This window comes from Paraburkholderia sp. LEh10 (assembly GCF_017814945.1).
Taxonomy (GTDB): domain Bacteria; phylum Pseudomonadota; class Gammaproteobacteria; order Burkholderiales; family Burkholderiaceae; genus Paraburkholderia.
Genome location: NZ_JAGIPX010000010.1, coordinates 109,628 through 132,565, shown reverse-complemented (window position 1 = coordinate 132,565; position 22,938 = coordinate 109,628). Strand labels below are relative to the sequence as shown.

Here is a 22,938-nt window from a genome sequence, read left to right as displayed (position 1 = left end):
GCCATCTTCAGATCGGCTGTCAGCCGCGCTAGAGATACGCGCCAATCGAGGAGCAAATCATGACGATCACGACGATTCGCAAGTCGGATACGGAAGTCCAGGTCGAGCAGACCTTGTACACATTCGCCGCGAAAGAACAGGCGGATGCGTTCCAGCAATGCCTCGTGAACGGCAGCGTGGAAGGCTGTCATAGCAATCATCCGCCCGTGTCGATGAGACCCGCGCGGCCCGACGAGCGCATCGACGATCCGAACCGCGACAGCACGATTTCACCGTCTCTCGGCGGCGATACGGCGATGTGATTCCTGCCTCGGTAACCTGACGCGGCCCGCGCGAGACCAGGAATATGTGCAGTTCGAGCGCGCCGCCACCCGGTAGACGCCGCCGCTGTACGGACGCTGGAAAACGACCAACACGCGGGAATACGACTTGCGGATCCGTGGACATAGTCCAACTCGACGGAGGCCCACATGCAGCCCGATGACACACCCCTCAAACCCGGTGACGAAGGACCGCCCGACGCGCCGGGCGTCGGCGAAGACATCTGCCGCGCATGCCAGGGAACGGGCAGCGTCGAAGGTCAACGCTGTACCGTTTGCAACGGAACGGGCAAGGTGTTGCAGGGAATAGGAGGCGGTTAGCCGAAACGGAGATTCGAATGCATTTGAGCGACAGGGTGGCGCTCGTGACGGGCGCTGGTTCCGGCATCGGCAAGGCGTGCGCGCTGAAGCTGGCGGCCGAAGGCGCGCGCGTGATCGCCCATGCTCACAAGGTCGAGGAAACTCAGGCCACCGTCGCCGCGATCAATCAGGGCGGCGGCAGCGCGTTCGGCATTACTGCCGACCTGCGCGATGACAAGGGCCTCAAGAAAGCCATCGATTCTGGCATCCAGACCTTCGGCGCGCTCGACACCGTCGTCGCCAATGCCGGGATTAACGGTGTCTGGGCGCCTATCGACGAGTTGCTGCCCGACGAATGGGACAACACCGTGAACACGAATCTGCGCGGCACCTATTTGACGCTTCACTACACGGTCCCTTATCTGAAGCGCGCAGGCCGGGGTTCGATCGTCATCATTTCGTCGATCAACGGCACCCGCGTATTCAGTCACGGCGGCGCATCCGCGTACTCGACGACCAAGGGCGGATTGCTCGCGCTCGGCCAGATGATCGCGCTCGAACTTGCCAAGCACAAGATTCGCGTCAACGTCGTGTGTCCGGGCAAGATCGAATCGAAGATCGACGAGAACACGCGCGCGCGTTCGAGCGCAGAAGCGTCCGAGCCCGCGCAATACCCTCAAGGGAAAATTCCGTTGACCAATGGTCAAGCGGGCACAGGCGACGATATTGCCGAGATGGTGGCCTTTCTGGTTTCGGACCGCGCAAGATACATCACGGGGACCCCTGTCTGGATCGACGGTGGCCAATCGCTTCTGGTGGGATAGGATCAGGACCCGCCACGCGATTGCCACCGCGGCCTTCATGCTTGCTTGCGTTCCAGTGCCGGATTTTGTGCGGCCAGACGGTGCCTCCTTTGCTGAGGCGACAGTTTCCAGGTTGCGAACGAATTTACTTCACGATGTGACATTTCCATCAGCAAGCATGACAGCAGCCACACAACTCAGTCCTCGTCCTTTCCGGCCGGAATGACCGAGCTGAGCACCTGACGCGCCGTATTCGCAATTACACTGCCCTCTTTCGGGTCGCCCGCCATCAAGGTCCGCGCGAACGCGCGCGCCTGCGCCAGCGTCACGTGCGGCGGTAACGGCGGCACTTCGGGATCGGATTTCACTTCGAGCACGACGGGGCGTGTGGCGGCCAGCGCGGTCTCCCACGCCTGCGCCAACTGTTCCGCGTCGTCGACGTAGAGACCCATGAGGCCCAGCATTTCCGCGAACCGGTGATACGGCACATTCGGGATCTGCTGCGAAGCATCGAACTTCGGATCGCCTTCCATCACGCGTTGCTCCCACGTCACCTGGTTCAGGTCTTCATTGTTGAGCACCATGCAGATCCAGCGCGGGTCCGCCCAACGCTTCCAGTACTTCGCGACGGTGATCAGTTCGGCCATGTTGTTCATCTGCATCGCGCCGTCGCCGACCATCGCGATCACGGGACGTCCGGGAAAGGCGAACTTCGCCGCGATTGCATACGGAACAGCCGCCCCCATCGATGCAAGTCCGCCCGACAGCGACGCCTTCATGCCGCGACGGATCTTCAGATCACGAGCAAACCAGTTCGCGCACGAACCCGAGTCGCTGGTGAGAATGACGTTGTCGGGCAGCCGTGGTGACAGTTCCGTGAAAGCGCGTTGCGGATTCACGCCGTTACTGCTCGGCTGACGCGCGCGTTCATCGAGTGTCTCCCACCAGCGCGAGGTCCAGCGTTCGATACGCGAGCGCCATGCGTGCCTGTCGTTCTCTTTCAGCAACGGCAGCAACGCGCGCAGGGTTTGCGCGCTGTCGCCGACGAGATTCACCTCCATCGGATACCGCAGGCTCAGCACGTCCGCCTTGATATCGATCTGCACGCCGCGCGCATCGCCTTCCTTCGGCAGAAACTCCGAGTAGGGAAAGCCCGAGCCGATCATCAGCAACGTGTCGCATGACGTCATCAGCTCATAGCTGGGCTTCGTGCCGAGCAGACCGATGGAGCCCGTCACCCACGGCAGGTCGTCCGGCAGCGCAGCCTTGCCGAGCAGCGCTTTCGCGACGCCGGCGCCGAGCCGGTTCGCGACTTCGATCACTTCGTCCGTCGCATCCAACGCGCCCGCGCCAACCAGGATCGCGACCTTGTGTCCCGCGTTCAGCACGTCGGCTGCGCGCTGCAGATCGTCTTGCGCGGGCACGATGGTTGGCCGCGAATAGCCGATGCCGGAATGGGCGGTGCCGTGCTTGCGCGCGGGCGGCTCGTATTCCAGATCCTGCAAGTCGTTCGGCAGAATCAGCGCCGTCACGCGACGCTCGGACAGCGCAATGCGTATTGCGCGGTCGACCATGTGCCGCACCTGTGCAGGCACGCTCGCCTGCTGGACATACGAGCCCGCGACGTCCTTGAACATCGCCGCGAGATCGAGTTCCTGCTGATAGTGCGAGCCGAGCGCCGCGCGCGCCTGCTGGCCTACGATCGCGAGCACGGGCATGTGATCCATTCTCGCGTCGTAGAGCCCCGTGATCAGATGCGATGCGCCGGGCCCGGACGTCGCGATGCATACGCCGAGTTCGCCGGTAAATTTGGCGTGCGCGCTCGCCATGAATGCCGCCATTTCTTCATGACGTGCCTGCACGAATTCGATCTTCCCTTCCGCGCGATTGAGCGCGCCGAACACGCCATTGATGCCATCACCCGGATAGCCGTACATGCGCTTCACGCCCCAGCGATGCAGCCTGTCGACGATGAAGTCGCCCACTGTCTTTGCCATGAAAGCCTCCTGCGAAAGATACGTTGGTGGATGCCGTCTGCCGGACATCGAGCATCTGAGAGCATCTGACGAGACAGCAAGACTTGCGCCCCGCTCAGGCGAAACCCCGCTGTAAGGTACATTCATTGCTGACGGGTCAGTAGTCGGACAGGAACCGAACTCTCGTCATTCAACATCGCCAACCATGCAAGACCCCACCTCGCATTGCTCGACGGATCGTGCCGCTGCTGCGCCCATCACGCGAATCACGGCGGATGCCTATGTCATTCCGACGGATGCGCCAGAGGCGGATGGCACGTTCGAATGGATAGGTATGGCTCGCGAAGGCAAGGAGATCAAGCATGCGCAGCATCCGCAAACCCAGAATAGTTGTGATCACGGGCGCCACTGCGGGCGTGGGCCGCGCAGCCGCGATGGAATTCGCGCGACATGGTGCCGACGTGGCGCTGCTTGCACGCGATGCCAGCGCGCTGAACGAAACCGCCGAGGAAATCCGTAACTCGGGCGTACGCGCGCTGCCTATCAAGGTCGATGTGAGCGACGCCGACGCAGTGGACGCGGCAGCCGCTTCCATCGAATCGCAACTGGGTCCCATCGATGTGTGGATCAACAACGCGATGGTGACAGCCTTCGCGCCCGTCGACGGGCTCTCGCACAACGACTTCGCGCGCATCACCGACGTGACTTACCACGGCTTCGTATGGGGCACCACGGCTGCGTTGAAACGGATGATCCAACGCGACAAGGGCGTGATCGTCCAGGTCGGCTCCGCGCTCGCATACCGCTCGATCCCGCTGCAATCCGCTTACTGTGGCGCCAAGCATGCGATACGCGGGTTCACCGACGCCTTGCGTTGCGAACTCCATCATCGCAAGAGCCGCGTGCACGTGACGATGGTCCAGATGCCCGCGTTGAATACACCCCAGTTCGACTGGGCCGAAAATCATATGACCCATGCTCCGCGGCCCGTTGCGCCGATCTTTCAGCCGGAGGTCGCGGCGCGCGCGATCTATTGGGCCGCTACCCATCGGCGTCGCGAAGTGTGGGTGGGCGCGTCGTCGATCAAGGCGATCGTTGCCAACCAATGGATACCGGGCTGGCTCGACCGCTATCTGGGGCGAACGGGCGTCGCCGCGCAGCAGGATACGCAGGTGTCGAACGCAGCACAGCCCTCCAACTTGTGGAAGCCCGTGAGCGAACTGCATCGCGTGCATGGGCGCTTCGATGCCGACGCCGCGTCGTCGAGCCCTGCTTTCTGGCTCGATACTCATCGCGGGCTCGCGATGCTCGCCGTTGCGGCCCTCGCTACGCTGTGCGTCGGCGCCATGCGCCGCCGAGTCTGATTATGGCGTTGCGCATCGAGGACTACGCGCTGCTCGCCTATGGCCACAGCGCGGCCCTGACGGGTATCGCGCGAATGCAATTCCAGACGGCGCGTTGCGCGAGCCTCAGACGCAGACCGTGTCAAAGAGGGAGCCAAGGTCTGAGCAGACCCACCATCACGCGATGGACTGCACAAGGCCAGATGGCACCCTCCGGCACGGACCCGCACCCGTCCCTGGAACGGCTTGAAGCCGGGGATGGGAACGCGACGAGGATCGCCTCGATGTCTTGCGCGAATCCCCATCGGTTCTCATCGCATTCTGCTCTCCAGAACTTCGAGCGCCGAGTCGATTGCCCCGACAGCATGCAGAAAGCCCAACCGCCCACCCTCTGCCTTGAGCCGCCGGAGTTCGTGCAGCGATGCCATGTCCGCGTTGCCCGTCCCGTATGAGGCGAGCGCGCGTCCACGTGCGACGAAGAAGGCGGAAAAAGGTGAAGGCTCACGGCGGGCGTAATCTTCAAGGGCCGCGGCATGGATCATGGCTGCATCCCACAGTCCCCGGTCGATGCATGCGTCTATTGCATCACGTCGAAAGAGATAATGATTGTGGCTCACCGCGCCGGAAGCGAGCAGCGCCTCCCCCTCTTCGAGCGCTTTCTCGAAGACAACGGAGTCATCCGTCGCGCGCGCAAGAATGCCGAGATAAGACGGGCCCAAATAAGTCATGCCCGTTTCCCGGCTAATCGCCAGCGCTTCGCCGATATCGTCGAGCGCTTCACGCTGGCGGCCAGCGACTCGATATAACTCTGCACGCAACGCGAGCGCTTCGCCTTCGAACCGCTTCGATTTCAGATCGCGCGCACACTGTAGCGCCGGGCCGACATGCTCCCAGGCACGATCCCACTGAGCAAGGTCGTGCAGGCAGTGCCAGGCGGCATGATGGGCCACGGCGAGCGCCCGCAGATGCTCCACCTTCGCTGCTGCCGCGACGCTAGCGAGCGCAATATCGAGTCCAGCCGCTGCCCTGCCAGCAAACCAGGCCGTGATCGCGCACATGGGCAGATTGGCAACCTCGATTCGTCCGAAGCCGTGACGTCGGCACACTTCGATGCAGCGACGAAAGGCGTCGTGCGCGCTCATCATGCGGCCGCGCATGTACTCTCCGTCTCCGAGTCCGCCGAGCGCGGCCGCCTCCTGTTCGTGGTCGTGCACTTCCCGCGCAAGCGCGAGACTGCGTGCGTGCTCACGGACGCAGCCGTCACTATCGCCGCGCGGAAAGCACAGATTGCCGCGCAGAAAGTGAACACGTGCCTCTTCGTGACGGAGGTCCAGCGCGGCGGCCGCTGCGGCGGCGCTGTCGAGATCGGCCGATGCCCCGTCGAGATCATCGATGACCCGTTTCACGGTGGCCCGCCCGATCCATGCGTGGCAACGCTGCGCGTCCGTCGTCGCAACTTCGAGTGCATTTTCGAAGGCGCGAAGCGCCAACGTCATGTCACCCACGTCATGCAGGATGTTTCCACGCAGGCATTCGAGCGAGACGATGTCGTTGCGTTCGGCGGCCAGTTCGAGCCCCCGTTCGACTAGCCGCAATGCAAATTCATAACGGTGCGCGGCCGCTTGCGATCGGGCTGCTTCGCAATAGGCGCATGGCGCTTCGGCGTCGGCTGCCCGATCGAGATGCTGAGCACGTATGACGGGATCACGCTCGCGGTACCAGCGCGCGGCGCGGAGATGCAATTCACGGCGCCGGCTTTTCAGCACGCCGTCATAGATGGCATCGCGGATGAGCGCATGATGGAATATGAATCCGCTGCCCTGGCGCCGCAGAAGGCGCTCCAGCACAAGGGGTTCCAATGCTGCGTCGGCTCCGTCGAGAAGGTCAACGACCGCCTCCTGCTCGAAGACCTGACCGAGCACGGAAGCCGCCTGCAACAGCGCCTTGTCCATCGGATCGAGTCGATCCAGCCGTGCCTGCACCAGACTTTGCACCGAGCCCGGCACGCCCGTTCCAGAACGCTTCTCCGTGTTGCTGAGTAACTGCTCGAGAAACAGCGGATTGCCCGCGGCCCGTTCGATGCAACGCTGCGCCAGATCCGCCGCTGTACCTGCGAACGATTTCACCATCTGACGCGCTTCGTCGACGTTCAGTGGACCGAGGTCGAAGACCGAACACGGCGCGTCGGCGGCTGCATGCCATTGCGAGTCGAGTGGATCGCCCTGGGCGCGCGATGTCAGCACCAGCACCACGGGAGCCGTCGCCGCCGACGCGGCGAGTCCTGCCAGGTCCGAGAGCGTCGGCGCGTCCGACCAGTGAATATCTTCGACGGCAAGCAAGCGAGGTTGCAGGCGGCTCGCGCGTTGCACAAGCGTGCTCAGGACCTTCCGTCGGCCGCGAACGCGTGTCGCGTTGTCCATCGCATCGTAGACGGTCTGGTCATCGCCAGCCTGTCGCACATCGACCATGTCATAGAGGAAGGGAGCGTCGCCTGCGTCGATCAGGCCTTCAGTGATCGCCTGTGCCACGGCCGTCGTGCCGGCACGCTCATCGCTCGCGTCGTCGAGCGCGAGCAGGCTGCGCACAACGGACGGGACAGCGTCCCGTCCGGTTCTCGCGCCGAAGTCGAGCACGAGGCCGCTGTGACACGCGTACCCCAGCGTTCGCGCCTCGCGTTGAAACTCCTCGACAAGGCGGGTCTTGCCGATGCCTGCCTCACCGCGTACATGGACGATGCGCCCGCACCCGCTTTCGCGGCATGCTTCGAGCACGGCTCGAAACTGGCGAAGTTCGTCGCAGCGACCAACGAACGGTCGACCCGGCACCGTGCGCCGGAAACCGACGAGACGCGATACGGGAACAACATCCGCGAATCCCTTGACGACAAGGGCATCCCGTTCCACGCGCTCGATACGGTCAGCGAGGGCTTGCCACACGGCTTCCGATATCAGGATCTCGTCCGGTCCGGCCGCGTCGGTGAGACGCGAGGCGAGGTTGACCGTCTCCCCCGTTACGGTGTACTCCCTGTGCGTCGCACTACCGGTGCCGCTTGCCACAACCTGGCCCCCGGCAATGCCGATATGGACAGAGAGCGAGCATGCGAGGGTCCGGGACAGGCCGGGCATTGCTTCGCTGATCGCCAGCGCTGCCCGCACGGCACGTTCGACATCGTTGCCGTGCGAAAGAGGCGCGCCGAAAACCGCCATCACGCAGTCACCGACATGCTTGTCGATATGCCCGCCATGCTGCTCGACAATGCGATCGACCTGGTCGAAGTATCGATCGAGTACCGCGAGCACTTCCTCGGGATCGGCGCGCTGGCTCATTTTCGTGAAGCCACACAGATCGGCAAAGAGCACGGCGACCTGCCGCCGTTCACCCTTCATCTCGCTCTCGCCAATGGCGGCTTGTCCGGGCTCGGCTCGCGCCCGCAGCGCGGCCAGCGCGTCGAGCAGTTTGCGGCGATGACCGACCGACGTGATGCCGAGATCCTTCAGATCGTCCGCGGTCAGCGTGCGCAGAACATCCCCGTCAACGGCGTTCTCGCGAAACACCCGTTCGTACTGGTCCATTCCGAGGCTGCGCAGCCACGTGCCGACGTCCACGATCTCTCCTGGGTGGAAGGTGCCCGACCTGCTCAAAAGATAGCACGAGGCCGGACTCGTGCGCCGCGCGGCTCGATTGGCCGCGCGTGTCGGCTGTTGCGCTCATTCGGGCGCGTTGGACGCGCAACCCAGTCCACCGCGTAGAAGATGTTGTGCGTTGGGCTTGCGTCGCGGCCTCATGCGCGACCCAAACCAGACTGATTGCCTCGCGAGCGGCCTGAGCATGGCGGCTGCGTGATCATCAAAAAGCAACCGGGCGTGCGGGCACGCCCGGCCCGATTGTCAGCGTCGCCTACTGCGACATTGCACCCGATGCGGGGTGATCCATGCCCATCGAATCGTGCTTCTTCATCTTGTTGCCTTTCTTCATCGAGTCGTGCGCCGTACCGCCCTTGCTCATCGTATCGTGAGACATGGCGTCTTTGCTCATCGTATCGTTTGACATCGCGCCGCTTGCCTGTGCGAATGCCGCCGATACACCCATGCTCATCGCTGCCGCGAATACTACCGTCATCAGTCGTTTCATTGCTCATCTCCTTGGTGGGTTGAAAGTGGCATCCGGCCATGCCGGAACCAGAAAAAGAAGGACAGCACTCAGGAACCGCCGAACCAGTTGTAGCCCTGGTCGACCCAATAGCCGCCGGGATAGGTATTGGTGACGAATATCTCGACGATGTGCTTCGGGTTCTTGTAGCCGAGCTTGGTCGGCATGCGCAGCTTCATCGGATAGCCGTATCTGGCGGGCAGGCGCTCGCCGTCGTACTCGAACGTGAGCAAGGTCTGCGGATGCAGTGCAGTCGGCATGTCGATGCTTTCGTAGTAGTCGTCCGCGCAGCGGAAGCCGACGTATTTCGCGGTGGTGTCCGCGCCCACGCGGCGCAAAAATTCGCGAAACGGCGTGCCGCCCCAGCGTCCGACCGCGCTCCAGCCTTCCACGCAGATGTGCCGCGTGATCTGCTCCGCGTGCGGCAGCGCGTACAGTTCCGGTAGTGTCCAGACGCGCTGGCCTGTCACGAGGCCACCCACTTTCAGGCGGTAATCGCTGCCGTCGACGTCGGGCACGTCATCGATCCCGTAGAACGCGTTGAACGGAAACGGCCGCGTGATCTGGGCTTCCGTATAGGTCGGCGCAAGCCGGTTCGGATCGAAAAGCAGCGCCTGCGCGCGATCGTTCAGCCGCGAGACGGCAGTCAGAAACTTGTTCACCGACTCGTCGTCGGTAATCGAGCAGCCTGTCAGCAGCGACAGGCCACCGAGCGTCAGCAAGCGCTTGCCGAACAGTCGGCGCGAAGGCATGTCCAGTTCGCGGCGCGCGTCCGCAACAATCGCCGCACGGTCAAGCTTGATGATTCTTTTGTCGTCCGTCTTCATGTCAGGTCCTCGGGCAAAGATCAGCGGCCGCGCAACATCGTCAAGAGCGAGCGCGGCACGAGCGCGACCATCGCGACATGCACGACGACGAACGCAGCCATCACCGCCATCGCGCAGAAGTGGACGACGCGCGCGTTGTCGTAGCCACCCATCAGTTCGCGCAACAGCGGAAACTGAACGGACTTCCAGATCGCGAGCCCGGACAGCACCAGGACCAGAAGATCAACGATGACGGCCAGATACGCGAGTTTCTGCACGGCGTTGTACTGGCTCGAATCCGCGTGTGAGAGCTTGCCGCTCAATGCGGCGATGAAGTCGCGAAACACGGCTCGCGGCGACAGAGGAAAGAACTTCGCGACAAATCGGCCGCTCGTCAGGTTAAGCGCCAGATACACGAGACCGTTGAACACCAGCAGCCACATTGCTGCGAAGTGCCATTGGAGCGCACCTCCGAGCCAGCCGCCGAGGGTGATCGACGGCGGAATCACAATGCTTTGAAAGACCGGCGACGCATCGTAAATGCGCCAGCCGGAAAACATCATGATCAGCGCGGCGAATGCATTGAGCCAATGCGTGATGCGCAACCAGAGCGGATGAACGGGCCTGTTGCCCAGAGAAGTCTCGCGTGCCGGCGTGAGTGCCGCTTTCATCGTTTCCATGTCGTTCACCGTGACGGTTGGATACATGTCAATTCGTCGGAAACGCGAGTTTGGTTACAGCGTCGTTCGCGGTCACGCGCCCTTGTGCGATCGGCGCTCGCGTCGTGCGCGAAAAATGTCGAGCACGGTGTAACCACCCGGCGCGCAAGAGCGAATTAAGGCTGTAAGGAGGCGGGTGACGACGATGGAAGACGATCGCGCTATAGTGGCGCAACACGGCTTCGGCTGCTCCGGAACGATCGATCTGGAACTGGGCGGCCCGCGCGCCCTGGCGGCAGCGAGCCGTTTGGACGGGTCGCCGTCTCGCCATTTCGCCAATCAAGGAACCAGGTTGCAAGAAGCGGAAATCCGCCTGAAAGCGTTATTCGTCGCCGGTCTCGACGGCGATGCCGACGCGTATCGCAGCTTCCTGCAAGCGCTGACGCGCCATCTGCGCGGCTATCTGCGCAAGCGCATCCCGCACTATCGCGAAGACGTCGAGGACCTCGTTCAGGAAATCCTGCTCGCGGTGCACAATGCGCGTCACACCTATCGTCCGGACGAACCGCTGACTGCCTGGCTGTACGCGATCGCCCGCTACAAGCTGATGGACTTCTTCCGCTCACGCGCGCGCCGCGAATCCCTGAACGATCCCCTCGACGACCACGCCGACCTCCTTGCCGACACAGATGATGAACCCGCGCAGGCAAGGCATGACATCGGCAAACTGCTCGAGCATTTGCCGGACAAACAGCGGCTTCCCATCGTTCATATGAAGCTCGAAGGCCTGTCCGTGACGGAGACTGCGCGCCTCACCGGCCTGTCCGAATCGGCCGTCAAGGTCGGCGTGCATCGTGGCCTCAAGGCGCTTGCAGCACTGATCGGAGGACGGCGATGAGAACCGATGATCTCGTCAACCTGCTGTCGAACCAGGTGACGCGCGTCGACCGGGGCCTCGTCGCACGTCGCTTCGTCAAGGCGCTGGTGCTAGGCGCGCTGGGCTCGCTGGTCCTGATGACCCTGGTATTCGGCGTGCGGCACGACCTCGCCGTTGTGGCGCGCACTACCCTCTTCTGGGCGAAGGTTGCCTTTCCGCTTGCGATCGCGATCGGCGCTCTGCTTGCCGTCACGCGTCTTGGCCGGCCGGGCGCGCGGACGGGCTATGGCTGGGCATTGATCGCGCTGCCGTTCATCGCGGTGTGGGCCGCAGGCATGCTCACGCTCGATAACGCGCCGTCGGCCGGACGCTGGGCGCTCGTGCTGGGCCGCACCTGGCGCACATGTCCGTTCAACATCCTGCTGCTTTCGTTGCCGACGTTTCCAGCCGTGTTCTGGGCAGTCAGATCGCTCGCGCCGACACAATTGCGGCTCGCGGGCGCCGTCGCCGGACTTCTTGCAAGTTCCGTCGCCACGATCGTGTACTGCATGCATTGTCCCGAGATGAGTCCGGCATTCTGGAGCGTGTGGTATGCAATCGGGATGTTGGTGCCTGCGGGCATCGGCGCGTGGCTGGGTCCGAAATTGTTGCGCTGGTAGACGGGGCATCAGCAGACTGACAGCCATGCAGCCGTCGTCGAAGCCGGGATCATCGAATCGGTGATCCCGGCTTTTTCACATCTGGCAGTCACGATTGACGCAAGTGCATGGCGCTCCGCAACCGGGCTTTCGGAAACCCGTACCGAAGGTATCCGGCATTGCGCATGCGTTCGGGTTCGGCCCCACAGACGGCCGGGTGATCGACTCAAAGACAATGCGAGCGCGACGCAAGCGAAAGCGAGTCAGCCGCCAGCGATACTGGCTTCACCCTCCCGTCACGTGATCAGCAAAGCGCCCCGGGGTGTTCGGCGGCGCCTTACGTGTTCAGCCGCGCCAGGCATACCGCCCGTTGATCACTCAAGGTATCTTGCCAGCACTATGAAATCAACGGACGACGCACGGGATGTCCGTGATGTCTACGGTCTGTTGATACATCGCTGATTATTCGTAATCCAGCCGTCGCGCGGCGTTCGTATCCCGTCGCACGACAGCGCATCGCACGCGGAGGGCAACATGGAAGCGGAACGGGTTGAGCGTATCGTCGTGGCGTTGCGAAAAGCCGCCGAGCGTGAGCGGCTCCTTACCTATCAGCGCTTTCACACAATGTTCAGCGCGGGAGACCCGCTCACGGCGCGCTATGACGCGCTCGAACGGGCCGTTGCTTCGCTCGGCGAAGTGTCGACCATCGACTATGGCGTGCTGCTAGCGCTCGCCAATGGCCTGCCTGGTCCCGAATTCTTCCGCCGCTACCAGAGGCATCGTTACGAGGACTACGTGGCCGTCATGGGGCCGCCCATTCGTCGGCAGTCGATCAAGCGCAAGCGGATGCTGGTGGAAGCAGAGCGGCGCCGCGTGTATGACGACGCCAAAAGAAAAGCGGAAAGCCACGCCGCCGAAATAGCCTGATCGTTGCCGCTCGTGAGACGGCGTTGCGAACTGAGGCAAGGGCACTGCGCGCGCCACGCTCGAAGGCGTTATCCTTTGCCACCAGATATTCGGGTGACGCCTGTTGTTCGGTCAAGCCATCGCCCATTCCAGCTTACGCAGCGACCGCGTCTTTTAGTCCAGTGCACCTTCGGCAGCCTGCTGATGGCAGCCGGTGCACTTGCGGACCAGTTCGGCCGCAAGAAGCTCTTCGTCTTCGGTCTGGGCGGCTTCATCATCACATCGGCGGGCATGAGCTTTGCGCCGTCAGTGCTCGAGCATGAAAGCGTTGGTCACCCACGTGAGCAACGTGGGATCGCCGCCCAATTCGCGTCCGATGGCGGGCGTTGCGACTGCGCCGCCGGAAAACGATAAGGGCAACACGAGACCAGCCAGGCACACCGCCGCCAGAATCAGCAGCTTGTTGCCTTCCGCCCCATTTGAACTGGCATGATGACTCATGTAGACAATCCGTGGAGGGTGTGCGCAAACCGGTTGTGCAGTTCCGCACGTATCTGAAGGGTCGGCATTGTCGGGCGCGTGCGGCCCGACATAAAGCGGCCTTCAGCGTTCGGAGAGTCTCCCGGCAAGCAACAATCTGGCGCACGGGGCGGGTCTGATGGGCGCGGTATCTGTAACCTGTGCGGATGCGCTACGCGTCCGCGCAACGGGCTTGCACAGGGTCCGTGGATACCTATGGCTACGGCTTCTTTTCAATCCCGGTGAAGCCGCTGCGCTTCGGATCTCGCACCGCTTTATTCGCACCGCGGTCAAACCTGCCTCGTTCACGGAGCCGTTCGAACAAGTACGAATCCGCGTCGCCGTCCCTGATTGTCCGAATCGGTCGTGTTCATCGCCGAGTACAGATCAGCCGTCTTCACCCAGACAGGCGGATACTTGTAACGTGCGACATCGAGCACGAGGAAGCGATCTGTCTTTGCATCAAACGCCGCAAGCGGTGAGATGTGTCCACCCGATTCTTCGCCCAACGTCCGGCGCAGATAGTTGACGACAACGTAGCTGCCACGCGAATCGAGTGCCTGTGATGCCAATGTCCGGAAGCCGTCGATATCGATTGTGTCCGCATGATAGACCTCGGCCTTGACGCCGTAGGTTCCGACGAGGCCGGCAAACTGATCGAGCGTCATGCCCTTCTCCCGCAGGACGTCCTGTGGCAGGATCCGTTCCGTCGACGGGTTCAGCACGTTTTCCTGCGTGAACGTCTTGAAGGGTTCGATGCCCGGCGTTGGCGGCGCCGTAACAGAGAGCGCATTCAACACCATTACCATCGTCGCCACGCCGCAATACGCCTGATTTTTCTGTGTGACGAACTGGATGCTGAGCGGCCAATAAGATCGGCGCGCGGTGCTTTCGAGCAGAATTTCTTCCCCCGAGTCGCTACTCAAGCTGATCAGGTTTGGAGGAAGCGGAAGTGTCTCGGCGCGCGTCGCTGCGGCGAACAGCAACACCATGATTGCGGCGCTACGGAGCAGGACGATGCGAACGCTCATGTCGGCCCTCCATGATCCAGGTTGGTGTTCACTTGCGTAGAACTTCGATGCTGTTGTATCGCGCGATGTCTGCCGCGGTAGCAGGAAGGCGATCGCGCTTGCCAAGCGGCGTCCATGAACAGACCAGGCGTGCGTCCCGTTTGCGCTGCGCACCGCGCAAGTTTCCGGGTCGACCTGCCGTTCGAACCACGAAGCTGGGATGCGTGAGCGCTGCCGCTCCCGGGACTTCGCCGAGCGGTCTCTCTTGTCATACCACCTCGCTGCAACAGCTTACCGCCGACGCACCCAATCCACTGAATCCTCACACTCTCTCGCCGCCGATATCCGGCGTATGGCGCCTTGGGAAGCCCACGGGATCTTGCGCGAGATCGCTCTGCTGATCGACGGCCACAGAAAATGCAGGTGTTTTCCGGTTGATGAAAAGTCCACTACCACAAGTTGTTGATTTTGCAAACAACGCTTTGACAAGCCAGTATGAAAAGCGGGCCGCCTCACCGAGGGATTACCCGGAATATGGAATAAAAATCTACAGATCCGCATCAATCGAAAAACGGAATCCATAATTTAAAAGAATAAATCGGCTCTTTGGAAACAAATTCTCAGCTCGGCTCCGTACCATTATCGCTACGGAACTCAACAAGCGCGGCACACAACACCCCCAGCAGAATCATTGCTCGACATGAATACACTAGCCCGCGTCTTTGAAGCTCGCCCGAGGCATGACGGCGAGAGTGGTATGAATCTCACGATGCCGGCGCAGTCGTCTGACCCGCCGAAGCCGAAGCTAGCCCTTTTGCGGCGAGTGCACGGCCTGCAGCCGTCAACTCCCGTGCGTATGAAAAACCTCTTCACACGAGAGACCCATGAGTGCACGGCGGCCCTCACGGCGAGTTGTCACGCGCAAACCCGAGAAGGTTCACCCCATCGCAGACTCTCGACGACTTGCGAGTAAGCAGTCGACGTCTGTAAAACCGACATGGAAACCCGGAAGAGACGCCGACCCCGGCGTCGAGTCCGGTGCCGTGCGTCCACTGCATTAGACCAGCCGTATCACCAACAGGAGGAGATCCCCATGGTTACCATCCAGAAACTTCGTTTCGTTTTCCGAATCGCGTCGCTGTCTGTACTGGTGGCCGCCGCGCATCCGGCAAAGGCCGATCAGCTTGCCGACATCAAGCAAAAGGGCGAACTCGTATGCGGTGTACTAGGTACAGACGAGCCCTTCAGCTATATGAAAGATCCGATGAGCCGCGAGATAGTCGGCTACGACGTCGACATGTGCAACGCCGTCGCGCGGAGTCTGGGCGTGAAGCCTGTCCTCAAGCAACTGGCGGTTGCCGCACGCATTCCGGAATTGCAGCAGGGCCGCGTCGACCTTCTCGCCGCGTCGCTCACGCACAATAAGGAGCGCGAGGCGCAAATCGATTTCTCGGTATCGACCTTCATAACCGGACAGAAGGCGATGGTCCGGAAAGAAACCGGTATTGCGACGCTTGCGCAGCTTGACGGAAAGAAGATTCTGACCGTCAAGGGCTCGACGATGGAGACCAACATCGCGAAGACAATCAAGAACGCAGACGTCGTCTCGTTCGACACCAGTCCACAGGCGCTGCTCGCGCTCCAGCAAGGCAAAGGCGCGGCGTATGTGAACGACGAGACTACCCTGGTCGGAAATCTCGCGAAGCTCGGCCCGGCGTCCAAGGACTATGCGCTGGTCGCGCAGAACCTGTCGACCGAGCATATTGCGCTGGGTATCCGGAAGAACGAGCCTGCGTTCCGTGAACAGGTGAACAAGGTACTGCTCGGAATGGAATCGAATGGCGAGGCACTGCAACTGTTCGACAAGTGGTTCGGGCCTGGCACCAAAATGAACTTCCCGCCTCGCACGTTCAAGATCGCCACCGACAAGATCGATTAAATTCACGAGGCGCCACCCGGGCGTAAGTCCGGGTGGTGAGACAGATCATGCCAACCTTCAACCTGTCGATGCTGCTCTCAGGACAGTATCACCAGTGGCTCGTCAGCGGGTTCGCGATGTCGATCAAGCTATCCGTACTCGCCTTCGCGCTCTCGCTGCCACTGGCAATCGGAGTCGCGTTGATCCGGCTTGCTCCGCTGGCATTCATCCGTGGTATCGGTCAGGCTTACGTCGAGAGCATTCGAAACGTACCGCTGCTGGCCCACATGCTGTTCTGGTATTTCGGAGCGCCGCAACTGTTGCCGCTCTCCGTCAAGACATGGCTATACAACAGCAACTTCGAAGCGGCGAGCGCATTGATCGCTTTGTTGCTCTATACGTCCGCGTACATGAGCGAAGACATTCGCAGTGGAATTCGGTCGATCCCGAAGGAACAACTGGAAGCGAGCCGTGCACTGGGTTTCGGTTTTCTGCGCGCCATGTGGCTCGTCGTGCTGCCGCAATCGCTACGAGTGACGGTTCCACCCCTCGTCAACCAGACACTGAATCTGTGGAAGAACTCGAGCATTGCAATGGTGATCGGCGTAGCGGAACTGATGTACCAGGCCCAGCAAGTTGAGAGCGCGACCTTTCGGGGCTTCGAATCGTTTGCCTTTGCGACGGCCGCCTATTTGACGGTATCGATCGCGATCACGGTGTTTTCCGCATGGTATCAGCACCGGTTTCCAGTACGGACCATCTAGCCATGCTCGACATACTCCGAACTTACGGCCTTTATTACGTCGTCGGCCAATACCCCAATGGGCCCCTGGGCGGCCTCGCGCTCACACTGCTGCTCGCTTCAGCAGGGCTCGTGCTGGCGTTGCCCGTGGGTGTCGTCTTCGGTCTATGCAGAGTGAGCCCGTTCTCCGTGCTGCGGTATCCAGCTACGGGTCTCGTCTACGTGGTGCGCGGTACGCCCCTGTTGATGGTGATCTTCTGGGCGTACTTTCTGCTCCCCACGATGACAGGTCACCGCACGGATCAGTTCAGCACCATGCTCACCGCGCTGGTGATCTTCGATGGAGCGTACCTCGCCGAAATCGTGCGTGCCGGCATTCAGGCATTACCACGTGGGCAGATGGAAAGTGCCCGCTCGCTCGGCCTCAACTACATTCAGGCGATGGCGCTCGTCATCCTGCCGCAGGCGCTACGAAACATGCTGCCGTCACTCGTCAATCAGTTGGTGTCGACGATCAAGGAGACGTCGCTCGGTTACATCATCAGCCTGCCGGAAGTATCGTTCGTCGCAGGACAGATCAGCACGCAGGCGCTCACGCAGTCCGCGCAGGTCTACTTGCTGCTCGCATTCAGCTACTTCGTGATGTGCTTCGGACTGACACGTTGCGCATATCTGCTCGAAAGGCGTCTGACATCGCGCGCCCCGTCGAAGGTGTAAATCATGATCAAGATCCAAAACGTCAACAAATGGTACGGTGAATATCAGGCGCTGGTGAATGTGAACGAGACCGTCGCGAAAGGCGAGGTTGTCGTGGTGTGCGGGCCCTCTGGCTCGGGCAAATCCACGCTGATCCGCACAGTCAACCGTCTCGAACCGATTCAGAACGGCCGAATTGTCGTCAACGGCCAGGATGTGCATGCGCGAAGTGTGAATACGAACGCGCTGCGCAGCGGAATTGGCTTTGTGTTTCAGCAGTTCAATCTGTTTCCGCATCTGACGGTGCTGCAAAATTGCACGCTTGCGCCTGTGCGGATCAAGAAAATGCCAGCCCACGAAGCGAAAGATTTTGCCATGAGCCTGCTCGAACGTGTCGGGTTGCCGCACAAGGCCAACGCCCACCCTGCGCAGTTGTCCGGCGGCCAGCAGCAGCGCGTCGCGATCGCTCGTGCACTGGCAATGAGACCGCCCGTCATGTTGTTTGATGAGCCGACGTCGGCCCTCGATCCCGAGATGGTCAACGAGGTGCTGCTGGTGATGAAGGATCTCGCTCGCGACGGCATGACGATGGTGTGTGTGACACATGAAATGGGGTTTGCACGCGAAGTGGCTGACCGCGTGATTTTCATGGACCAGGGCAGCGTGCTCGAACGCGCCCGACCCGATCGCTTTTTCCAGTCTCCCGAGCATCCCCGTGCGCAGCGCTTTTTATCGGATATTCGCTCGCCGTGGGCGCATGCAGTCTCTGCCTAGCGCTGCACGAACCGTATGTCGAGTAGCGCCCCAAAACGATCACCGTCGACAGAACCGCCGAAACAGATGCGCAGGCAGTGGTCCCACGCCGCGCACAACGCTTTTCGAATGCGGCGCAGAGCGCGCTACCTGCTGGGGAAGCCGCTACGCGTTGGCAAGTTCATGGCTTACGGAGAGGCAAATAGCTTCGAGCCGTCTTGGGCTGATGGCGCAGCAGCAGATAGAAGGCGGCAACATGCGTAATGGCCAGTACAGGCACGTAGATGATCGGAATCGCGTACGTGGCGCCCAGATCTCCCGCACGCGCGGGAAGATCCGCCTGGATAGCGTGGTAATAGTCGACGATAAGGTCGATCGCTCCCACAAGATTGAAGGCTGCAACGAACAACCAGAAGAGTGGCCGTATGCGTGCCGTGAGTAGCGTCAGCATCGCCAGCACTCCCGTTGCGAAGTCACCATAGGCAGCGAACACGGCGAAGCTGGCAGGCAGATCGGGACTGACGACGCCCGGCAGTATGAAAACCAGCCCGAAAAAGCGGAAGCTGTGCAAGGTGGCGATCGCGCGTTGCGCGTCGAACAGGTCCATCGACTTGAGCCTGGGCCAGACGTATGTGCCGAAGCAAAGCAGCCAGGCGATATAGCCCAAAACGAGATGCAACTGAAAGAGACGTTCGGGTGACATGTTGGCTGGCTCCTGTCAGGTTTGTCTGGTGTCGACCAGGCTCCGGCATCGCGTCGAGCGCCTCACGCACCCGCTTCGACAACAGCGACAGCGGCGCGCCGATGATCCACCGGCACGAAGACCTCACCTGACTCGCACGCCAGGTGTACCATCACTTCGCGCAAGCGACTATTCCTCGTAATGTTGATGGGCTATGAAGCGGAACTTCACAGTCAGCGCGCGCTCGGCATTCGATGCTGTCATCCGGCTGGGTCAGTACTGGTGAGCGCGCTTGATGAACGCTTGATGTCCCCGCTTGATGTCCCCGCTTGATGACCGCGCTGGCGCCAATGCCGCGTGCGGTGACACGCGGTTCTCCCTGCGAAGCAAGCAAGGCTGCCGACGACGAGACGAAACGGTGGCGTCAACGGCACTGCGATCATGTCGGCGGCGAACAAGCACGGGAATGCGGCGCACGCTCGCATGAGGCGCGCCGCTCCTGCCGTACTTCGGCTAAGCCCGCGTATCCGTCAATCCCACTTCGCGTAACGCTCGCATCGGCGCATGGGTGCGTTGCCGCGTTTCCCATCCTTGCGCCAGTCCGACTTTCACATCCGACGGCGGCAGTGTCGAAACGCCCTTCACAAGATCGGCCGCGCGTTCGGCAAGCATGATGGTCGGCGCGTTCAGGTTGCCGTTGGGCTCCGTCGGGAATACCGACGAATCGATGACACGCAAGCCCGTGACGCCCCGCACTCGCAACTCCGGGTCCACCACGGCCATGCTGTCCTCACCCATCCGGCAAGAACCACACGGATGCATGGTACTTTCCAGATTCGCCCGGACAAACGCGTCAATCTCGGCATCGGTCTGCACATCGGGACCTGGTGCAAGCTCGACGTCGCGGAAGCGGTCCATTGCAGGTTGCCCGATGATCTCCCGCGTGAGTCGCACGCACCGCCGAAACCCTTCGCGGTCCTCTTCGCGCTCCAGATAGTTGAAGCGTATTTCGGGGTGCACGTAGGGATCAGCCGATACCGTGCGCACGTATCCGCGGCTCTTCGGCTTGTTCGGTCCCGTCAGGATCATGAATCCGTGTCCCTTGAACGGTTTGTCGCCGTCGTAACGCATGGCTGCGGGGAGAAAATGAAACTGGATGTCCGGCCAGCGAAGTCCCGCTTCCGAGCGGATGAATCCGCCCGCCTCGAAATGATTGCTTGCACCGAGGCCATCCTTGAATAACAACCAGCGCAATCCGATCATGAACTTGCTGAACGGGTCCATCTTTCCATTGAGTGTGACGGGCTCCTTGCACGCATACTGAATGTAGATCTCGGCGTGATCCTGCAAGCTCTCGCCCACGCCTGGCAGATCGTGCTTCACCTCGATCCCCGCTCGCCGCAGCACGTCGGACGGCCCGATACCCGAGCGTTGCAGCAGGTGTGGCGAGCCGATCGGCCCCGACGAAATCAGCACCTCTGCGCGGCAATGCGCAGTGTGCACGACGCCCCCCTGCTCGTACTCGACGCCGGTTGCACGTTTGCCGTCGAGGAGTACCCGCCGCGTCAACGCATGAGTGACGACGCGCAAGTTGGGCCGCGTCATCGCCGGGCGCAGATAGGCGTTTGCCGTGGACCAGCGCACGCCGTCCTTAACCGTCATGTGCATCGCACCAAAGCCTTCCTGCATGTGCCCGTTGCAATCGTCGGTTTTGATGTAACCGGCCTGTGCTCCAGCCTCGATCCAGGCGCCATACAGCGGGTTCTGCATGTTATTGCCATTGTTTGTGCAAAGCGGCCCGCCATCGCCCCGGTACTCGTCGCCGCCGAACTTGTAGTGCTCCGCCCGCCTGAAATAAGGCAGGCAATGACGATAGCTCCAATCCCTCGCGCCCAGTTCCTCCCATTCATCGAAGTCGTAAGCGTGACCGCGAATGTACACAAGCCCATTGATCGACGATGATCCTCCCAACACTTTGCCGCGCGGACAGTGCAGTTGACGCCCGTTCAAATGCGGTTCCGGTGCCGTCTGGTATTTCCAGTTGTACTTCTTTGTGTTCATCGGCATCGAGAACGCGCTGGGCATCTGAATGATGACACTCCGGTCGCTTCCGCCATATTCCAGAACCAGCACGCTGACGGCGGGATCTTCGGTAAGCCGGTTAGCCAGCACGCAGCCAGCCGATCCGGCGCCGACGATGATGTAATCGTATTGCTCGGTAGCCATGATGTTGTTTCCTGATTCCTGATTCGTGATCCTGATTGCGACAGCCGGCCAGAACCGGCTAGAACCGCTGATTCCCCGTGGTGTATTGAGGCATGGTCTTCTCGACATGCGCTATCACGGCTTCTTCGCGTTTGAGATCGAGCGAGCGGCTTAGCACGTAGTACGCGATCCCTGACACGAGCAGCCCGACCAGCCACGCCAGATCGACACTGCCCATCTGGCGTGCGAGCGCACCGACATAGACTTCATTCGAACCATCGAAGATGCAGAAAAACGGAATCATTGCGGCAAAGCCAACCGCATACGAAATGAGTCCACGCGCCCCCCACGTGCCGTAGAGGTTGTTATGCGGCAAAAAGAAATGCGGGATCGCGTACCGGCCTTTGCGAACGAAGAAGTAGTCAGTGAGATTGACTGCAGTCCAGGGCACCAGGAAGTAGAGCATCACGACCAGATAGATATTCAGGACGGAGAGCCCCTTGCCCGACGTGTAGATGCTAAGCGCAACACCCAATTGCAGGCACACGACGAAAATGATCGCCATGACGCGCACTCGCGCAGTCGGCTCGACTTTCCTGAACGAGTCGACACCAGTAATCGCCGTCAACTTCGCGCTGTAAATATTCATCGCGATGACAGGCAAAAACGCGAGCAGCGTGACGGCGACAACGATGCTCCCCAAACCCGGCGCCAGATCGTTACCCACCTGATTCAGCGCGACGAGCACGTCGGTCGCATGCAGGTGGTCGCCGAGCCACCCGCCGACAGCGATCATCCACGCACCCGACAGCGACGCGCCGAGGAACACTGCGGCAATCAGCCTGCCGCTTGGCGTATTTTTCGGCAGGTAGCGCGAGTAGTCCGACACATAGGGCGCGTACGCGATGTTGTAGCTCGCGGCGGCCGCAAACTGGGCGATGAATCCCGTCCATGCGAAGCCAAGCGGCGCCGGCGGCGTACCGCCCGGTGCGGCGGCCGGCAACGGCGCGTCAGGCACCCAGTGCAACGACACGGCGGCCGTCACGACGCCATAGAGCGGCAGCGACAGATACAGCGCCCATTTGAACGCGCGATGCATCCAGTCGTGCCCGAGAATCGCGAGAATGGCTGCCGGAATCGTGACCACCAGCGCGACCTTGACAGGGTCCCAGCTATACAGGGTCTTCAAACCCTGCATCATCAGCACGAGGTTGACGATGTTGAAACCCGCGAATACGAACAACGTCGCCATCAAGACCAGCACGACGCCCCGATAGCCGAACTGCGCCCTCGACTGGATCATCTGCGGCAGACCGAGATGGGGGCCCTGCGAACCGTGAAACGCCATGAACAACGTGCCGAACATGATGCCCAGCGTGCCCGCTATCGTGGTCCACAACGAACTGAGGCCGACGCTCGGGCCGACGAACCCGATTGTCATCGTGAAGAACGTAAAGTTTCCGAGAAACCAGAATGGTCCCTGCCGCGACAGCCTGTCTGTTCTCTCCTGCTCCGGAATAAAGTCGATGGAGTGACCTTCAATCGATCCGTGCTCGCTATCGGCTGCGAAACCTGTCGCAACCCTGTCCTGTGCTTTCATCGTTTGATCCACCCAGTACGGAAGGTTGATTCAATG

The 22,938-nt window shown here is 61.3% G+C and carries 20 protein-coding genes and 1 pseudogene; 11 read left to right on the top strand and 10 right to left on the bottom strand.

The genetic code is table 11. The features are described from left to right. The first annotated feature begins 59 nt into the window (after window positions 1–59). The 3 genes from J8I87_RS11280 to J8I87_RS11270 all read left to right on the top strand — a co-directional run bounded on the left by J8I87_RS11280 (window position 60) and on the right by J8I87_RS11270 (window position 1,444). Window positions 60–302 (top strand): hypothetical protein, encoded by a 243-nt coding sequence (locus J8I87_RS11280; protein ID WP_209931527.1) that lies wholly within the window; start codon window positions 60–62, stop codon window positions 300–302. A 168-nt stretch (window positions 303–470) separates the two neighbouring features. Next, window positions 471–641 (top strand): hypothetical protein, encoded by a 171-nt coding sequence (locus J8I87_RS11275; RefSeq protein ID WP_209931526.1) that lies wholly within the window; start codon window positions 471–473, stop codon window positions 639–641. A gap of 17 nt (window positions 642–658) precedes the next feature. Continuing rightward, on the top strand, window positions 659–1,444 hold the full coding sequence (locus J8I87_RS11270; RefSeq protein ID WP_209931525.1) for an SDR family NAD(P)-dependent oxidoreductase: 786 nt from the start codon (window positions 659–661) through the stop codon (window positions 1,442–1,444). 176 nt (window positions 1,445–1,620) lie between these two features. Here J8I87_RS11270 and J8I87_RS11265 read toward each other — a convergent pair whose 3' ends face one another. Further along, complete coding sequence (locus J8I87_RS11265; RefSeq protein ID WP_209931524.1) at window positions 1,621–3,420, bottom strand: thiamine pyrophosphate-requiring protein; 1,800 nt, start codon at window positions 3,418–3,420, stop codon at window positions 1,621–1,623. Window positions 3,421–3,761: 341 nt separating this feature from the next. On the opposite strand from J8I87_RS11265, the gene J8I87_RS11260 reads away from it, so the two are divergent. Further along, window positions 3,762–4,763 (top strand): SDR family oxidoreductase, encoded by a 1,002-nt coding sequence (locus J8I87_RS11260; protein ID WP_209931523.1) that lies wholly within the window; start codon window positions 3,762–3,764, stop codon window positions 4,761–4,763. Between the two features lie 290 nt (window positions 4,764–5,053). Here the strand turns inward: J8I87_RS11260 and J8I87_RS11255 are convergent, their stop codons facing one another. The 4 genes from J8I87_RS11255 to J8I87_RS11240 form a co-directional block, all read right to left on the bottom strand. Beyond that, entirely contained in the window at window positions 5,054–8,347 is a 3,294-nt protein-coding gene (locus J8I87_RS11255; protein WP_209931522.1) for an adenylate/guanylate cyclase domain-containing protein, read from the bottom strand. A gap of 292 nt (window positions 8,348–8,639) precedes the next feature. Then, window positions 8,640–8,873: a pentapeptide MXKDX repeat protein gene (locus tag J8I87_RS11250; RefSeq protein ID WP_209931521.1), complete on the bottom strand. Its 234-nt coding sequence runs from the start codon at window positions 8,871–8,873 to the stop codon at window positions 8,640–8,642. 68 nt (window positions 8,874–8,941) lie between these two features. Beyond that, window positions 8,942–9,718, bottom strand: coding sequence for a molybdopterin-dependent oxidoreductase (locus tag J8I87_RS11245; RefSeq protein WP_209931520.1), 777 nt, complete (start codon window positions 9,716–9,718; stop codon window positions 8,942–8,944). A gap of 20 nt (window positions 9,719–9,738) precedes the next feature. After that, window positions 9,739–10,377: a cytochrome b/b6 domain-containing protein gene (locus J8I87_RS11240; RefSeq protein WP_209931519.1), complete on the bottom strand. Its 639-nt coding sequence runs from the start codon at window positions 10,375–10,377 to the stop codon at window positions 9,739–9,741. Window positions 10,378–10,621: 244 nt separating this feature from the next. Here J8I87_RS11240 and J8I87_RS11235 point away from each other — a divergent pair, with 244 nt between their 5' ends. The 3 genes from J8I87_RS11235 to J8I87_RS11225 all read left to right on the top strand — a co-directional run bounded on the left by J8I87_RS11235 (window position 10,622) and on the right by J8I87_RS11225 (window position 12,798). After that, window positions 10,622–11,254, top strand: a complete 633-nt coding sequence (locus tag J8I87_RS11235) for a sigma-70 family RNA polymerase sigma factor (protein ID WP_409518746.1) — start codon at window positions 10,622–10,624, stop codon at window positions 11,252–11,254. After that, window positions 11,251–11,892, top strand: a complete 642-nt coding sequence (locus tag J8I87_RS11230) for a DUF1109 domain-containing protein (protein ID WP_209931518.1) — start codon at window positions 11,251–11,253, stop codon at window positions 11,890–11,892. Before J8I87_RS11235 ends, J8I87_RS11230 begins: the two co-directional genes overlap by 4 nt. A gap of 513 nt (window positions 11,893–12,405) precedes the next feature. Then, a complete protein-coding gene (locus J8I87_RS11225; protein WP_209931517.1) occupies window positions 12,406–12,798 on the top strand; it encodes a hypothetical protein in 393 nt (130 codons plus the stop codon). A gap of 294 nt (window positions 12,799–13,092) precedes the next feature. Here J8I87_RS11225 and J8I87_RS11220 read toward each other — a convergent pair. Together J8I87_RS11220 and J8I87_RS11215 are read right to left on the bottom strand one after the other, a co-directional pair. Further along, a pseudogene (locus J8I87_RS11220) lies at window positions 13,093–13,278 on the bottom strand (MFS transporter); the annotation flags it as partial. Between the two features lie 323 nt (window positions 13,279–13,601). After that, a complete protein-coding gene (locus J8I87_RS11215) occupies window positions 13,602–14,432 on the bottom strand; it encodes a phytochelatin synthase family protein (RefSeq protein WP_245253853.1) in 831 nt (276 codons plus the stop codon). 967 nt (window positions 14,433–15,399) lie between these two features. Between J8I87_RS11215 and J8I87_RS11210 the strand changes: the two genes are divergently transcribed. Genes J8I87_RS11210 through J8I87_RS11195 form a run of 4 tightly spaced genes read left to right on the top strand, consistent with a single transcriptional unit; the run spans window position 15,400 to window position 18,436 of the window. Next, window positions 15,400–16,245: an ABC transporter substrate-binding protein gene (locus J8I87_RS11210; RefSeq protein WP_209931516.1), complete on the top strand. Its 846-nt coding sequence runs from the start codon at window positions 15,400–15,402 to the stop codon at window positions 16,243–16,245. 47 nt (window positions 16,246–16,292) lie between these two features. Next, window positions 16,293–16,988 carry an amino acid ABC transporter permease gene (locus J8I87_RS11205; protein WP_209931515.1) on the top strand — a complete coding sequence of 232 codons (696 nt, stop codon included), beginning with the start codon at window positions 16,293–16,295 and terminating at the stop codon, window positions 16,986–16,988. A 2-nt stretch (window positions 16,989–16,990) separates the two neighbouring features. Beyond that, window positions 16,991–17,683 carry an amino acid ABC transporter permease gene (locus J8I87_RS11200; protein ID WP_209931514.1) on the top strand — a complete coding sequence of 231 codons (693 nt, stop codon included), beginning with the start codon at window positions 16,991–16,993 and terminating at the stop codon, window positions 17,681–17,683. 3 nt (window positions 17,684–17,686) lie between these two features. Further along, the gene (locus J8I87_RS11195) at window positions 17,687–18,436 is read left to right on the top strand and encodes an amino acid ABC transporter ATP-binding protein (protein WP_209931513.1); all 750 of its coding nucleotides are present in this window, start codon (window positions 17,687–17,689) and stop codon (window positions 18,434–18,436) included. A gap of 160 nt (window positions 18,437–18,596) precedes the next feature. On the opposite strand, the gene J8I87_RS11190 is transcribed toward J8I87_RS11195, so the two are convergent. The 3 genes from J8I87_RS11190 to J8I87_RS11180 form a co-directional block, all read right to left on the bottom strand. Beyond that, window positions 18,597–19,118, bottom strand: a complete 522-nt coding sequence (locus tag J8I87_RS11190) for a hypothetical protein (RefSeq protein ID WP_209931512.1) — start codon at window positions 19,116–19,118, stop codon at window positions 18,597–18,599. Window positions 19,119–19,610: 492 nt separating this feature from the next. Continuing rightward, window positions 19,611–21,323, bottom strand: coding sequence for a choline dehydrogenase (betA, locus tag J8I87_RS11185; protein WP_209931511.1), 1,713 nt, complete (start codon window positions 21,321–21,323; stop codon window positions 19,611–19,613). A gap of 58 nt (window positions 21,324–21,381) precedes the next feature. Beyond that, window positions 21,382–22,902, bottom strand: coding sequence for a cytosine permease (locus J8I87_RS11180; RefSeq protein ID WP_209931510.1), 1,521 nt, complete (start codon window positions 22,900–22,902; stop codon window positions 21,382–21,384). Between the last annotated feature and the right edge of the window lie 36 nt (window positions 22,903–22,938).